We start from the raw sequence: 12,821 nt of genomic DNA, 5'->3' as shown, positions 1-12,821 counted from the left end.
CGTCGAGTTCTGCCCGCGCGGCGGCACCCGGTCAGGCGGCCAGGCGGCGGGCGTACGTCAGGGCCGGCTTGCCGTTCAGCTCGGTCTCGCCGGTCGGAGTGAACGCGTTGCGGGTGAGGACGACGCGGGACGCGGCGTTGGCCACGGTGGCGCGGGCGCGCAGCCCGGACAGGCCGTACTCGGTGGCCGCGCGGACGCACACGTCGGCCACCGCGGCGGTGGCGAGGCCGCGGCCGGTGGCGTGCTCGGCCATCCGGTACCCCAGTTCGGCCTCGCCGTCGGCGATGTCGACCAGGTTGAACCGGCCGAGCACCGAGCCGTCGTCGTCGACGAGCAGATGGAAACGGCAGGTACCGGCGTCCTGTTCGGCAAGCCGTTCGGCGAGCAGGGCGTCGAAGTCGGTGAAGAAGGCGTCGCCGCGGTCCGGGATCGACGCGGCGAAGTACGCCCGGTTCTGGCGTTCGAACAGGAGCAGGGCCGCTGCGTGGTCGGCACGGAGCAGTTCCAGCGTGGGCATCTCGCGAAGGTATCGAACCTGCTCCGTCGCCGCGGCCGATTTATCTGCGAACAGAATGGTCGGCGGACGGTCGGTGGTGGCGGGTTCGGAGGTTGATGCTGTGACGGCGGTGCGGTGGGCGGCGGATGCGGTCGCGGACGGGGTGCTGGAGCGCGGGTTCGAGGTGGCGGGGGTGCCCGGGGTGGTGTGGCTGCCGGAACGGGCGGTGGCGCCGGTTCCGTTGGTACTGCTCGGGCACGGCGGCAGCGGGCACAAGCGGGCGCCGCGGCAGGTCCGGCTCGGCCGCTGGTTCGCCGGTACCGCGGGAGTCGCGGCGGCCGCGATCGACGGCCCGTATCACGGGGACCGGGCCGGCGGGCGGTTCGACGTGGCGCGGTACCAGGCGCGGATGGTGGCGGCCGGGATGGAGCGCGTCGTCGGCGGCATGGTCGCCGACTGGCAGGCGGCCCGGGAGGCGGTGACGGCGCTGGCCGCGGTCGATGCGGACCGGGTCGGTTACCTGGGGCTGTCGATGGGGACCCGGTTCGGACTGCCGTTCGTGGCCGCCGCCGGTGAGCTGGTGCGGTGCGCGGTACTCGGCAAGTTCGGGCTGCGCCACCCGGATCAGCTGCCGGCCGGGTTGGCCGCCGGTCCGCGGCTCGCCGCGGATGCGGCCCGGCTGCGGGTACCGGTGCTGTACCACGTGCAGTGGGACGACGAGCTGTTCGATCGCGCCGGGCAGTTCGAGCTGTTCGATCGGTTGGGATCGCCGGACAAGCAGCTGATCGCGTTCCCGGGCGGGCACGCGACGGCCAGCGAGGCGGCGATCGCCGCCTGGTGCGAGTTCCTGGTTCGGCACCTGCGCGAGCCGGCCTGACCGGCGGCCCAGCCCCACCGTCGGCCCACCCGGCCCGGCCTCATCGTCGGCCCAGCTGGCCTGATCGCCGGCCGGCCCGGCTGGGTCGGCACGGGCGCCGGGATCCGCGGGTCAGGTGGTGATGCGGTAGTTGTTGGTGGCGCGTTCGGTGAACCCGAGCCGGCGGTAGAGCCGGTTCGCGGCCTCCCGGGACGGTCGTGAGGTCAGGTCGACGGTACGGGCGCCGGCGGCGCGGGCCAGCGCCACCGCCTCGGTGACCAGCGCCGCGCCGACACCGTGCCCGCGGGCGGCGCCGTCCACCACCACGTCCTCGATCCAGGCCCGTATCCCGGTCGGGATCGGGAACGTGACGAGCGTCAGGGTGCCGAGGATCCGGCCGTCGACGCGCGCGACGAGCAGCTGGTTCGCCGGATGGTCGGCGAGCGCCTGCAGCGCGGCGGCGTCCGGCGGGGCGGCCGACCTGGACAGTTGCGGTAGCAGCCGGCGGAACGCCTCGGTGACCTCACCGGAGACGGTACCGACCACCTCGATCTCGACGCCCATGCCCGGCACTGTAGAGGCAGCGCGGTCCGGACTCACGGTCGCCGGGCGGCAACGACCCGGTTACACCCTTTGAGTGATCATGAATGTTCCGTCCGTGACCCGAGGATCGATCCGGCGTTGAACTCCGCAGAACTCCAAGCAAGTTGCAGCGAGGGAAAACCGTTGTGCGTTGCCGGTTTTCTGCCCGCCTGACCGAGCAGGGAGGAACGATGTTGGACCGGATCCGGCGCCGGCTGCTGTCCTGGCCGCACCGTGGCGGGAGCGCCGTGGCGTCGGTCGCCGACCCCTACGAGGGCGCCCAGCGGTTGGCCCAGCGACACCAAGCGATTCGCCGCACGCTGGCCGAGATCCGCGCGGAGCGGGTGCCAGGTCAGCGCTGATCGGTGCTGCGGGGCCGCCGGGGGCGTCGGACTTCGCAGCGGGTGAGCAGGCCGTCGGCGACGGTGGGGTCGCCGACGGTGTTCGAGGACGGCCGGCATCGATGCCGGCCGTTACTCGTGTTCGGACTCGTACGTCCAGGTTGGATAGTCCCATCAGGACGGTCGTACCGCTGCGCCGGGGACGCTGCCCGGCGCGCGGCGTCGAGGGGAACGAAAGCGCAGACATGCCGTGACACCGACCGGTGTCACGGCATGTCTGCGCGTGCTCCGCGGGGCCGCGCCGTACCCGCGGCTCACGGCTCGGCGTGCGACTGCCCGGCTGTGCCGGCGCAGCCGCACCGAGCCGTGGCGTCAGCGCCGGACCAGCAGGCCCGCCGCGTTCACCAACACCGTGCGCTCGGCGCGGTGTCGCCGGTTGTGATCGAGTTCCCAGCCGGTCAGGTAGAGCCAGCCGGCGCGGGCCGGCGACCGGCCCCGGCTGGCGTCCACACTGGACGGTTCGACCTTGACGACCTGCAACAGGATCGACTCGCGCGCGAACTGCGGTGACGCGCGTCCGGTCAGGTGAACGACCTCGCCAGCGGTCGGAACCTGACCGGTCGGAAGTGCCTCGTAACGGGGAAGTGACTGCGATAGCAGAGTGTGCGCGGCATTGGTCACCTCCGTCATCTTGCCGCCCGGGATGTGCGAGCGGGAGCCGGCCACCCCCCGAACGGGTGTGTCCGGTTTCACTGGCGCCGGGCAAGCGGACATCGGGTCCGCAACCGACGCAACGAGCGCGCCCGGCCATCGTGACGGCTACTCAACGTACACTTTAAAGCGACGGAGAGAGATCATCACGCCGGTCAACGACGTGCCCGGCGTTGCGGCTCGACAGGAAGGCTCGGCCCCGGCACGTGAGCATCGACGGCATCGACCAGGGACGGCTCGTCGACGCGCTGGCGACCACGGTGACCATCGCGCCGTCGGTACCGGACGCCTGCCAGGCGGCGGTGCGGGCACTGTCCGACCAACTGCCCGGCACCATCGCCGTGCTGCTCGACCTGCGCGGCCGGCTGCGCTGCTTCGGCGCCGCCGGCGCCTGGCAGGTCTTCGACGGGGTACCGTCCGACGCCGGCGTGATCGGCCGGGTCTTCCGCACCGGCAAGGCCGCCGAGGTCTGCGACGTGCGCGCCGACCCCGACTACATCCCCCTCGACCCGGACGTCCGTACCGAGGTGTGCACGCCGATCGTCGGCCCGCACGGCCCCGCCTTCGGCGTCGTCAACATCGAATCGGTCGACGGCCCGCCGCTCGATCAGGTACGCGCCGCGCTGGACCGGACCGCGCAGGTGCTCGGCGAGCGCATCGCCGGGCTCGGCGGGCTGCCGGCGGAGAGCGCCGGCCAGCGACTGCTGCGGCACGCCGTCGAACTGTCCGCCGCCGCCGACGAACCCGCCGTGCTGCAACGCTGCCTCGCCGCCGCGCAGGACATCGCCGGGCTGTCCTCGGCGGCCATCGCGGTCGGCGTCGGCAGCGACACCCGGGTACAGGCCGCCCGCGGACCGCTCGCCGGGCTGCTGGTCGTGGCCGACCGGCCGGCGCTCGCGCTGCTCGCCGCCCGCACCCGCCGGCACGGGTCCACCTACAGCCTCGGTGATCCGGAAAGCCTGGACGCACGCGGCTTCGAATCGCTCACCGAGGCCGGCATCCGGACCATGATCGCGGTACCGATCGGCGGCCGGCACGACGACGGCGGCGTCCTGATCGCGGTCGACCACCGGGTCGACGTGCCCGAGACCGGCACCGTGAGCCTGCTCGAACTGCTCGCCGCGCAGACCCTCGTCTGCCTGGAACGGGTCCGGCTGGTCGGCCAGCTGCGGCTGCGGGCCAGTTCCGATCCGCTCACCGGGCTGGGGCACCACGGCCGCTTCACCGAGCGGCTGGCCCGCGCCCAACCCGCCCGTACCGCCGTGCTCGCGGTCGACGTCGACCAGTTCAAGGCGGTCAACGACACCTACGGCCACCAGGAAGGCGACCGGCTGCTGGTCGAACTCGTCCGCGCGTTGCAGGCCACCCTCCGCGCCGAGGACGACCTGTACCGGATCGGCGGCGACGAGTTCGCCGCCGTCGTCGAGGTCGGCCACGAGACCGAGGCGCAGGCCGTCGCCGAGCGGCTCGTCTCCGCGGCGCGCCGGGTCGGCCGGACGATCAGCGTCGGGGTGGCGTTGCGGGAACCCGGCGAGACCGCCGAGAACACCCTGCGCCGGGCCGACGACGCGCTCTATGCCGTCAAGCGCAGCGGGCGGGACGGGGCGAAGCTGGCCGAGCCCGGGGCGGTGTCTCGGCCGCTGATGGTCCTTCCGCCGACGGTTACCGAGCCCTGACGTCCGGTCGTCGTGCCGGTACGGGGGTGCGCCTTCCTTCCGTGGGCCGGGGTTCGGGGTGCGGGGGTGAACGCCACCTCTGTGTGCGCTTTGACCCCGCGTGGGGGAGCGTGGGGAGGGGGACTTCGCCCCCTCCCCACACCCCTCCCCCGCTAAGGGGGCCTTCGCCCCTTAGCGATCCCCCGGCCGGACAAACAGAGACGAGATCCGGACCCCGCCTGACCCGCCTCGGAACCTCGGGGCCCGGTGCCCGTGGCCGGACCCCGCCTGACCCGCGTCGGAAGGTCGGGGCCCGGTGCCCGGGTCCGGACCCCGCCTGACCCGCGTCGGAAGGTCGGGGCCCGGTGCCCGGGTCCGGACCCCGCCTGGCTCGCTTCGGAAGGTCGGGGCCCGGTGCCCGGGTCCGGACGCCGCCTGGCTCGCTTCGGAAGGCCAGGGCGCCGGTGCCCGGGGCCGGGCGCCGCCTGGCTCGTGTCGGAAGCTCGTGTGGTGCTGGTGGTCGGTCTGCGCGGCCTGGGCGCCGCGGGCGGTTGGCGTGGCGGGCGGTGTCGTGGTGGGAAGGCCGGGCCGAGACCCGCCTCTTGTTCGACGGTTGCCCGGCGTCGAGGAGCAGCATCACCGGGGGCTGGGTGGGGGATCGCCAAGGGGGCTTTTCCCCCTTGGCGGGGAAGGAGCGCGAGGAGGGGGCGAAGCCCTCTCCTCGCATCCCCCCACGCGGGGTCCAGCGGCGAACAGAGGTGGCCTTCATGCCGCAACCCCGAAGCGGCGCCGCCCCGGATGTGGGGTACAGCGGCGAACAGAGGTGGCCTTCATGCCGCAACCCCGAAGCGGCGCCGCCCGCGGATGTCGAGTACAGCGGCGAGCAGAGGTGGCCTGCACACCGCAAACCCCGAAGCGGCGCCGCCCCGGATGTGGGGTCAGCGGCGGCCGGAGCTGATGCCGGCGGCGGTGATCCAGACGATGAGCAACGGCAGCGCGACGATCGCGGCCTGCGCGGGGAGCGGCAGCAGGAAGACGTAGCCCACGGCGCAGATCGCCATCGATCCGGCGACGGCCGCGCCGAGCCAGGCGACCCACCGGGGCAGGCCGCGTCCGGCGAGCGCGATCCCGATCGCGGCCATCGCGCCGAGCAGGGCCATTTTCACGCCGTCCACCCGGCTGATGGTGTCGAACAGGGTGCCGGCGGTGGCGGCGTCGCCGTGCGGGGCGTCCCAGAGGGTGAGGTGCAGGCCGAGCGCGCACATGACGAGGGAGAGCAGCGCGGCGACCAGGCCGGTACCGGCGAGGGCGCGGCCGGCGGTGGACCGGGCGCGGCGGGCGACGGCGACCGCGACGATCGCGATCCCGATGGCGGGCAGCCCCTCGGTCAGCAGGTACTGGGTGGTCTGCGCGGCGGTGTGGCCGGCGAGGTCGGCGATGACCTCGGCGCCGGTGGCGTGCGGGCTGGTGGAGACGGACGACACGGACAGCCCGATCACCCAGGAGAGCGCGAAGCCGATACCGGCGAGGGCGGGTGCGGTGCCGAGGGTGCGGTACCAGGTGCGGGTCGCGGGGAGGGCGGGGCTGGTCATGAGCACTCCTTAGCTAGCTTTGATAGCTGTAAAGCTAATAGCATTAGCCTAGGAATGCAAGTACCGGTCAGTGGATCAGGCGGGCGGCCACCCGGCGGGCCAGCGCCTCCGCGTCGTCGGGCTGGTCGGGCAGTGCGCCCGCGTTGTACAGCGAGGTGAACCCGTGCACGAGCGACCATCCCGCGAGTCCCGTGGTGCTGGCGTCCGCGTCGACGGTCGCCGCACCGGAGTAGAGCAGGTCGGAGGCTCGCTGCTGGGCCGCGACGAGATCGGGGTCGTCCGGCCGGTGCAGGTCGGGGCGGAACATCACCTGGAAGTGGGCGCGGTGCCGGGTGCCGAACCGCACGTAGGCGACGCCGCGCTCCAGGAAGTCCTCGCCGGCCTCGGTCAGCGCATCGGACAGCAGCCGGAAGCCGTCCGCGGCGAGCGCGGTGAGCAGGCCGGCCCGGTCGCCGAAGTGGTGCGCCGGTGCGGCGTGCGAGACGCCGGCCCGCCGGGCCAGGTCGCGAAGGCTCAGGGTGGCGAGGCCGCCGGCCTCGATCGTCTCGACGGCCGCGGCGAGGATCGCCTCCCGCAACTGCCCGTGGTGGTACGCCATGCCGCCCACTCTACCCGTGATCTAGCCATTGACAAGATTCGGTCGCCGAGGCAATCTAGGCAATGCCAAGATTCCCCAGGGAGGGCCCGATGACCGCCACCACCGAACGACCCCCGTCCCGCGCGTCCGGTACCGCCGCACGGAAAGCGCCGCCGCGGCTGCTCCGGCTGGTGCTCGGGAACATCACGCTGACCGCGCTGCTGGTCGGTGCGCTCGGTACCGCCGCGATCGGCCTGGCCGTGCCGGCACTCGACGGCTGGCGCACCCCGGTACGGGTGGGGCTCGCGTTGCTGTTCCTCGTCGCCGCGTCCGGTCGGCTCGGCCCGCCGAAGGCCCAGCTGGCGGCGATGGTGCCGCCGCGGCTGCCCCGGCCCGCCCTGCTGGTCGGGCTCACCGGCGCGCTGGAGGCGCTCGGCGCGGTCGGCCTGCTGGTACCGGTGACCGACCGGCTCGCCGCCGCCTGCCTCGGCCTGCTGCTGCTCGCGGTGTTCCCGGCCAACGTGTACGCCGCCCGGCACCGCGTCGGGCTGCACACCGCGCTGCTGCCCCGAACCCTCGAACAGCTGCTCTACCTGGCCTGCTGCGCCACCGTGGTGGCCACGCACTGAACTCTGGACTCAGTTTGTTTTTGCATCGAGTCTGATTTAAGCTCCCGGCATGACCGGGCTCCGGGAACGCAAGAAGGCGCAGACTCGCCACCGCATCACCGAGGTCGCGCTCCGGCTGTTCGCCGAGCGCGGCTTCGACGCCGTCACGATGACCGAGATCGCCAGCGCCGCCGACGTCTCCCGCGCCAGCCTGTTCGGCTACTTCCCGACCAAGGAGTCGCTGGTCGTGCAGGACGTCGGCGACGAGGACCTGGCCGGCGTCGTCGATGCCCGGCGCCCCGACGAGGACCCCGTCACCGCGCTCCGCGGCCACTACCGTGCGCTCGCGGCCGAGACGCCCACCGGCCCCGAGATCGCCGACCTGCTCACCCGCATCCGGGTGATCGTCGACAACCCGACGCTCGGCGCCGCGGCACACGCCCGGCGGCACCGGCAACAGGCGGCGCTCGCCGCCGCGCTGGCCCCGGCGTACGGGCAACGCGTCGCCGAGCTGGTCGCCGCCCAGCTCGCCGCGACCGCGCTGACGATCCAGCAGGCGTACTTCCGGCGCCTGGCCGGGAGCGTTCCGCCGGTCGACGCGGCCCGCGCCCTCGCCGCCGACGTCGAGCTCGCCTTCGACCTGCTGGCCCGCGGCATCCAGGGGCTCGACGAGACCGGCGCCGGGTCCACCGCCAGCGGGACCGCTGCCGGGACCACTTCGCCCGACGCGCTCGGCGAGACGCACGCCGAGACCACACCGCCCGACGCGCTCGGCGAGACCGGTGCCGGGGCCGCGTCACCCGGTGTCGCCCGGGGGTCGGTGCCCGCTGGCGGGACCGACACCGCGACGTCCGACGATCCCAGCAGAGACGAGTGATGCACGGTCGCGGGATCAACTACGACACCGGGTTCCTGCCCGGTTTGGCCAGCCGGCCCGGGTTCGACCCCGACACGGTGCGGCGCGACATGGGCACGATCGCCGCCGACCTGCACTGCGACACGGTACGCATCTCCGGCGGCGACCTGGATCGGCTCGACGTCGCGGCCGGGGCGGCGGCGAAGCGCGGCCTGCGAATCTGGTACTGCCCGTTCCCGGTCGACCTGCCGCCGGCCGGGATGACCGAGCTGTTCGTCAACGGTGCGGTCCGGGCCGAGCGGCTGCGCCGGCGCGGCGCCGACGTGGTCTACCTCACCGGCTGCGAGCTGAGCCTGTTCGGCGCCGGGTTCCTGCCCGGCGACACCTACCGGGACCGGCTGGCCGCGATCGCCACCGCGGACCTGGACTGGTGGCTGTCGCTGGGCCCGGTCGCGGAACGGGTGAACGAGTTCCTCGCGGCGACCGTCGCCCGGGTCCGGGCCGTCTTCGGCGGCGCGGTCAGCTACGCGTCCGGCGCGTGGGAGACGGTCGACTGGACGCCGTACGACCTCGTCGGAGTCGACGCCTACCGCACCGCGCACAACGCCGCGAGCTACCGCGAGCTGCTGCTGGAGCAGTTCGGGTATGGCAAGCCGGTGGCGGTCACCGAGTTCGGCACCTGCCCGTACCGGGGAGCCGCCGACCGTGGCGGCAACGCCTGGCAACCGCCCGACGGTGCGGTGCGCGACGAGCAGGAGCAGGTGCGGTACCTGACCGAACTGCTCGACGTGTTCGAGGCGGTGGGCGTGCACACCGCGCTCTGGTTCACCTTCGCCGACTTCCTGCGCACCGGCGACGCCGACCTCGGCTCGTACGGCGTGGTCGGCGTCGGCGCCGACGGGGCGCGGACCCGGCGGGCGGTGTTCACCGCGATGGCCGCCCGCTACCAGCGCTGACCAGCGCCGCGAACCGGCGCCGGATCGGCCCGGCAACCGGGCCGACTGCCCGGCGAACCGGCGCCGCGAACCGGCGCCGCGAACCGGCGCCGCGAACCGGCGCCGCGAACCGGCGCCGCGAACCGGCGCCGAGCTGGCCCCGCCAGTACCGAACCAGCGTCGACCCGGAACCTGCGTCAGTGGGGTTCGGCGGCGATCAGTTCGGCGATCTGCACGGTGTTGAGCGCGGCGCCCTTGCGCAGGTTGTCGCCGACCAGGAACAGGTCCAGCGCGCGCGGGTCGTCCAGCGCCCGGCGGACCCGGCCGGCCCAGGTCGGGTCGGTACCGACGGCGTCGGCCGGGGTCGGAAACTCTCCCTCGCCGGGGTCGTCGACCAGCACCACCCCGGGCGCCTGCTTGATGATCTCCTGCGCGTCCTCGGCGGTCACCTCGGCGCCGAACACGGCGTGCACGGACACCGAGTGCCCGGTCACCACCGGCACCCGGACGCAGGTGGCGGACACCTTCAGGTCGGGCAGGCCGAGGATCTTGCGGGACTCGTTGCGCAGCTTGAGCTCCTCCGACGACCAGCCGTGGTCGCGCAGCGAACCGGCCCACGGCACCACGTTGAGTGCCAGCGGCGCCGGGAACGGGCCGAGCTCGTCGCCGACGGTGCGCCGCACGTCGCCGGCCCGGGTCCCGACGGTGCGGTCCCCGGACACCTTCGTCACCTGGTCGTGCAGCGTGTCGATGCCGGACTGGCCGGCCCCGGACGCGGCCTGGTAGCTGGAGATGATCAGCTCGCGCAGCCCGTACTCCCGGTGCAGGGCACCGATCGCCACGATCATCGCCAGCGTGGTGCAGTTCGGGTTCGCGACGACGCCCTTGCCGCGGGCCCGGATCCGCTCCGGGTTGACCTCCGGCACGACCAGCGGCACGTCCGGATCCAGCCGGAACGCGGCGGAGTTGTCCACCACGGTCGCGCCGCGCTCGACGGCGACCGGCACCCACTCGGCGGCCACCTCGTCCGGGACGTCGAACAGCGCGACGTCGACGCCGTCGAACGCCGCCGGGGCGAGCTCTCGTACCGTCAGCTGCTCGCCGCGGACCGGCAGGGTGCGGCCGGCCGAGCGCGCGGAGGCGATCAGCCGGATCTCACCCCAGACGTCCCTGCGGGACGACAGCAGCTCGCACACCACCCGGCCCACCGCACCGGTGGCGCCGACGACGGCCAGGCACGGCGCCGGCGCGGCGGCTCTGGCCGGCTCGTTCGGGGCCACCGCGTCACCGACCGGTGCCGGCGTAGACCACCGCTTCCTCGTCGCCGCCGAGGTCGAACGCCTCGTGCAGCGCGCGGACCGCCTCGTCGAGGTCGGTGTCCCGGCACACCACGGAGACCCGGATCTCGGACGTGGAGATCATCTCGATGTTGACCCCGGCCTCGGACAGCGCCCGGAAGAACGTCGCCGCGACGCCCGGGTTCGATCGCATCCCGGCGCCGACCAGCGACACCTTGCCGATGTGGTCGTCGAACAGCAGGCCCTCGAAGCCGATCTCGTCGCGCGTCTTCTGCAGCGCGGTCATCGCGGCGGCGCCGTCGGTCTTCGGCAGCGTGAACGAGATGTCGGTGCGGCCGGTCGCCTTGGTCGACACGTTCTGCACGATCATGTCGATGTTGATCTCGGCGTCGGTGACGACCTGGAAGATCTTCGCCGCCCGGCCCGGCTCGTCCGGCACCGACAGGACGGTGATCTTGGCTTCGCTGCGGTCGTGCGCGACCCCTGAGATCAGTGCCTGTTCCACGGGAAGATCCTCCATCGAGCCGGCGACGATCGTGCCGGGCTTGGTCGAGTACGACGAGCGGACATGGATCGGCATGTTGAACCGGCGGGCGTACTCCACGGCGCGCAGGTGCAGCACCTTCGCGCCGGACGCGGCCAGTTCCAGCATCTCCTCGTACGTCACGGTATCGAGCTTGTGCGCGGTCGGCACGATGCGCGGGTCGGCGGTGAACACGCCGTCCACGTCGGTGTAGATCTCGCACTGGTCGGCGTGCATCGCGGCGGCCAGCGCCACCGCGGTGGTGTCCGAACCGCCCCGGCCGAGGGTGGTGATGTCCTTGGTGTCCTGCGCGATGCCCTGGAATCCGGCCAGGATCGCGACCGCGCCCTCGTCGATCGCGCTCTGCAGCCGGCCCGGCGTCACGTCGATGATCCGCGCCTTGCCGTGCGACGAGGTGGTGATCACGCCGGCCTGCGAGCCGGTGAAGGAGCGCGCCTCGTAGCCGAGGTTGTGGATCGCCATCGCCAGCAGCGCCATCGAGATGCGCTCACCGGAGGTGAGCAGCATGTCCATCTCCCGGCCGGGCGGCAGCGGGGACACCTGGTGGGCCAGGTCGAGCAGTTCGTCGGTGGTGTCGCCCATCGCGGAGACCACGACCGCCACGTCGTCGCCGGCTTTGCGGGCCGAGACGATGCGCTCGGCGACCCGCTTGATCCGCTCCGCGTCGGCGACCGATGAGCCGCCGTACTTCTGGACGACGAGTGTCACACCTACCCCTTCTGCGAGGGTGCCCGGATGGCCCTCAGGTCGATCTGGCGCTGCCAGGGTACCGGCCGGGCCGGTTCCGGCCACCCCACGTCCCAGCATGCGACGAATCGCTCACACGCGGTACGCCCAGGATGGTGTGGTATGCCGCGCGTGCCGGCCGAGGTCCCGGGGCGCGGCCCTGCGTGGCATCCCGGGGATCCGGGCCCGCGGCACCCACAATGATCGAGTGCGTACCCGGACCGCTGCCCTGACCTCCGCGTTGCTCGTCGCCGCAACACCGCTGCTGACCGGCTGTGGTGGCGGGGCGAAGGCACCGACGACCCCGACCGAGTCGCCGACGCCGGCCGCGCACGACGAGGGCAGCCCGGCCGACCGGCTCGCCGGCCTGGTCGCCGCGGCCGCGGACAAGCGGTACGTGGCGCGGTACGAGTACTCGCCCGGCGGCCGGAAGCCGACCTCGACGATCACCGTGACGCTGGCCACGGACGGCTCCTGGCGCTTCGACGTACCGAAGGGTGGCCTCGGCGGCGGCACCGACGTCGCGGTCGCCGGCAACGCCGCCGGGGTGTACCAGTGCGGGCTGGGCGACGCGAAGTCCTGCGCCAGGGTCGCCGGCAAGGGTGGCTCGGTGCCGGCGAAGTACGACCCGAAGATCGAGCGGCTGTGGCTGTCCTGGCTGGGCGTCCTGGGTGATCGCAGCGAGGCGCTGTCGATCGACACGGCGAAGAACCCGTCCGGGGTGCCGGGCTCCTGCTTCTCCGTCGAGCCGACCGCGGCGTCACTGTCCTCACCGGTCCCGTCCGGCACGTACTGCCTGGATCAGGACGGTGTGGTCACCGGTGCCCGGTTGAGCGTCGGTTCGCTGACCCTGGTCGGTGCGGCCACCGCGGCGCCGAAGTCGGTCAAGTTGCCCGGCCCGGTCGCGGCCGGCGGCGCGGTCCCGACGACCTCGCCGTCCCCGTCGCCGAGCGCCTCGGCGTCCGCCTCCGCCTCGGCGTCCCCGTCCACAGCCCGCTGATTCCGCTGATCCCCGCCCGCCGCCACCGCGACACCACCACTCGC

At 73.4% G+C, this 12,821-nt stretch carries 14 protein-coding genes; 7 read left to right on the top strand and 7 right to left on the bottom strand.

Annotation, left to right across the window (positions count from 1 at the left end; translation table 11 throughout):
• Positions 1-31 precede the first annotated feature (31 nt).
• Positions 32-517 (bottom strand): GNAT family N-acetyltransferase, encoded by a 486-nt coding sequence (locus Athai_RS28635; RefSeq protein ID WP_203964362.1) that lies wholly within the window; start codon positions 515-517, stop codon positions 32-34.
• Between the two features lie 100 nt (positions 518-617).
• On the opposite strand from Athai_RS28635, the gene Athai_RS28630 reads away from it, so the two are divergent.
• A complete protein-coding gene (locus Athai_RS28630) occupies positions 618-1,373 on the top strand; it encodes an alpha/beta hydrolase (protein ID WP_203964361.1) in 756 nt (251 codons plus the stop codon).
• Between the two features lie 111 nt (positions 1,374-1,484).
• Here Athai_RS28630 and Athai_RS28625 read toward each other — a convergent pair whose 3' ends face one another.
• Positions 1,485-1,916: a GNAT family N-acetyltransferase gene (locus tag Athai_RS28625; protein WP_203964360.1), complete on the bottom strand. Its 432-nt coding sequence runs from the start codon at positions 1,914-1,916 to the stop codon at positions 1,485-1,487.
• A gap of 209 nt (positions 1,917-2,125) precedes the next feature.
• Here Athai_RS28625 and Athai_RS28620 point away from each other — a divergent pair, with 209 nt between their 5' ends.
• Positions 2,126-2,296 (top strand): hypothetical protein, encoded by a 171-nt coding sequence (locus Athai_RS28620; RefSeq protein WP_203964359.1) that lies wholly within the window; start codon positions 2,126-2,128, stop codon positions 2,294-2,296.
• A 351-nt stretch (positions 2,297-2,647) separates the two neighbouring features.
• Here the strand turns inward: Athai_RS28620 and Athai_RS28615 are convergent, their stop codons facing one another.
• On the bottom strand, positions 2,648-2,956 hold the full coding sequence (locus Athai_RS28615; protein ID WP_203964358.1) for a hypothetical protein: 309 nt from the start codon (positions 2,954-2,956) through the stop codon (positions 2,648-2,650).
• Positions 2,957-3,192: 236 nt separating this feature from the next.
• On the opposite strand from Athai_RS28615, the gene Athai_RS28610 reads away from it, so the two are divergent.
• On the top strand, positions 3,193-4,662 hold the full coding sequence (locus Athai_RS28610; protein WP_239157228.1) for a diguanylate cyclase domain-containing protein: 1,470 nt from the start codon (positions 3,193-3,195) through the stop codon (positions 4,660-4,662).
• A 917-nt stretch (positions 4,663-5,579) separates the two neighbouring features.
• Here the strand turns inward: Athai_RS28610 and Athai_RS28605 are convergent.
• Together Athai_RS28605 and Athai_RS28600 are read right to left on the bottom strand one after the other, a co-directional pair.
• Positions 5,580-6,233: a hypothetical protein gene (locus tag Athai_RS28605; RefSeq protein ID WP_203964357.1), complete on the bottom strand. Its 654-nt coding sequence runs from the start codon at positions 6,231-6,233 to the stop codon at positions 5,580-5,582.
• Between the two features lie 67 nt (positions 6,234-6,300).
• Entirely contained in the window at positions 6,301-6,831 is a 531-nt protein-coding gene (locus tag Athai_RS28600; protein WP_203964356.1) for a TetR/AcrR family transcriptional regulator, read from the bottom strand.
• An 89-nt stretch (positions 6,832-6,920) separates the two neighbouring features.
• On the opposite strand from Athai_RS28600, the gene Athai_RS28595 reads away from it, so the two are divergent.
• From Athai_RS28595 to Athai_RS28585, 3 genes are read left to right on the top strand one after another with little or no spacing between them, the layout of a single operon-like run.
• On the top strand, positions 6,921-7,439 hold the full coding sequence (locus Athai_RS28595; RefSeq protein ID WP_203964355.1) for a DoxX family protein: 519 nt from the start codon (positions 6,921-6,923) through the stop codon (positions 7,437-7,439).
• Between the two features lie 49 nt (positions 7,440-7,488).
• A complete protein-coding gene (locus tag Athai_RS28590; RefSeq protein ID WP_203964354.1) occupies positions 7,489-8,295 on the top strand; it encodes a TetR/AcrR family transcriptional regulator in 807 nt (268 codons plus the stop codon).
• On the top strand, positions 8,295-9,230 hold the full coding sequence (locus Athai_RS28585; protein ID WP_203964353.1) for a hypothetical protein: 936 nt from the start codon (positions 8,295-8,297) through the stop codon (positions 9,228-9,230). The genes Athai_RS28590 and Athai_RS28585 overlap by 1 nt, the downstream gene beginning before the upstream one ends.
• A 176-nt stretch (positions 9,231-9,406) precedes the next feature.
• On the opposite strand, the gene Athai_RS28580 is transcribed toward Athai_RS28585, so the two are convergent.
• A complete protein-coding gene (locus tag Athai_RS28580) occupies positions 9,407-10,489 on the bottom strand; it encodes an aspartate-semialdehyde dehydrogenase (protein WP_203964352.1) in 1,083 nt (360 codons plus the stop codon).
• 4 nt (positions 10,490-10,493) lie between these two features.
• Positions 10,494-11,759 (bottom strand): aspartate kinase, encoded by a 1,266-nt coding sequence (locus Athai_RS28575; RefSeq protein WP_203964351.1) that lies wholly within the window; start codon positions 11,757-11,759, stop codon positions 10,494-10,496.
• Between the two features lie 226 nt (positions 11,760-11,985).
• On the opposite strand from Athai_RS28575, the gene Athai_RS28570 reads away from it, so the two are divergent.
• Positions 11,986-12,777 carry a hypothetical protein gene (locus tag Athai_RS28570; RefSeq protein ID WP_203964350.1) on the top strand — a complete coding sequence of 264 codons (792 nt, stop codon included), beginning with the start codon at positions 11,986-11,988 and terminating at the stop codon, positions 12,775-12,777.
• The last annotated feature ends 44 nt before the right edge of the window (positions 12,778-12,821 follow it).

This window comes from Actinocatenispora thailandica, assembly GCF_016865425.1.
GTDB lineage: Bacteria > Actinomycetota > Actinomycetes > Mycobacteriales > Micromonosporaceae > Actinocatenispora > Actinocatenispora thailandica.
Note: the sequence above shows the minus strand (reverse complement) of the source record. Positions and strands in the feature narration are given on the sequence as shown.

Excerpts from the sequence above, each read along its gene's own strand:
- Athai_RS28600 (WP_203964356.1), bottom strand. The coding sequence starts at position 6,831 with ATGGCGTACCACCACGGGCAGTTGCGGGAGGCGATCCTCGCCGCGGCC.
- Athai_RS28605 (WP_203964357.1), bottom strand. The coding sequence starts at position 6,233 with ATGACCAGCCCCGCCCTCCCCGCGACCCGCACCTGGTACCGCACCCTC.
- Athai_RS28635 (WP_203964362.1), bottom strand. The coding sequence starts at position 517 with ATGCCCACGCTGGAACTGCTCCGTGCCGACCACGCAGCGGCCCTGCTC.
- Athai_RS28625 (WP_203964360.1), bottom strand. The coding sequence starts at position 1,916 with ATGGGCGTCGAGATCGAGGTGGTCGGTACCGTCTCCGGTGAGGTCACC.
- Athai_RS28595 (WP_203964355.1), top strand. The coding sequence starts at position 6,921 with ATGACCGCCACCACCGAACGACCCCCGTCCCGCGCGTCCGGTACCGCC.
- Athai_RS28590 (WP_203964354.1), top strand. The coding sequence starts at position 7,489 with ATGACCGGGCTCCGGGAACGCAAGAAGGCGCAGACTCGCCACCGCATC.
- Athai_RS28620 (WP_203964359.1), top strand. The coding sequence starts at position 2,126 with ATGTTGGACCGGATCCGGCGCCGGCTGCTGTCCTGGCCGCACCGTGGC.
- Athai_RS28585 (WP_203964353.1), top strand. The coding sequence starts at position 8,295 with ATGCACGGTCGCGGGATCAACTACGACACCGGGTTCCTGCCCGGTTTG.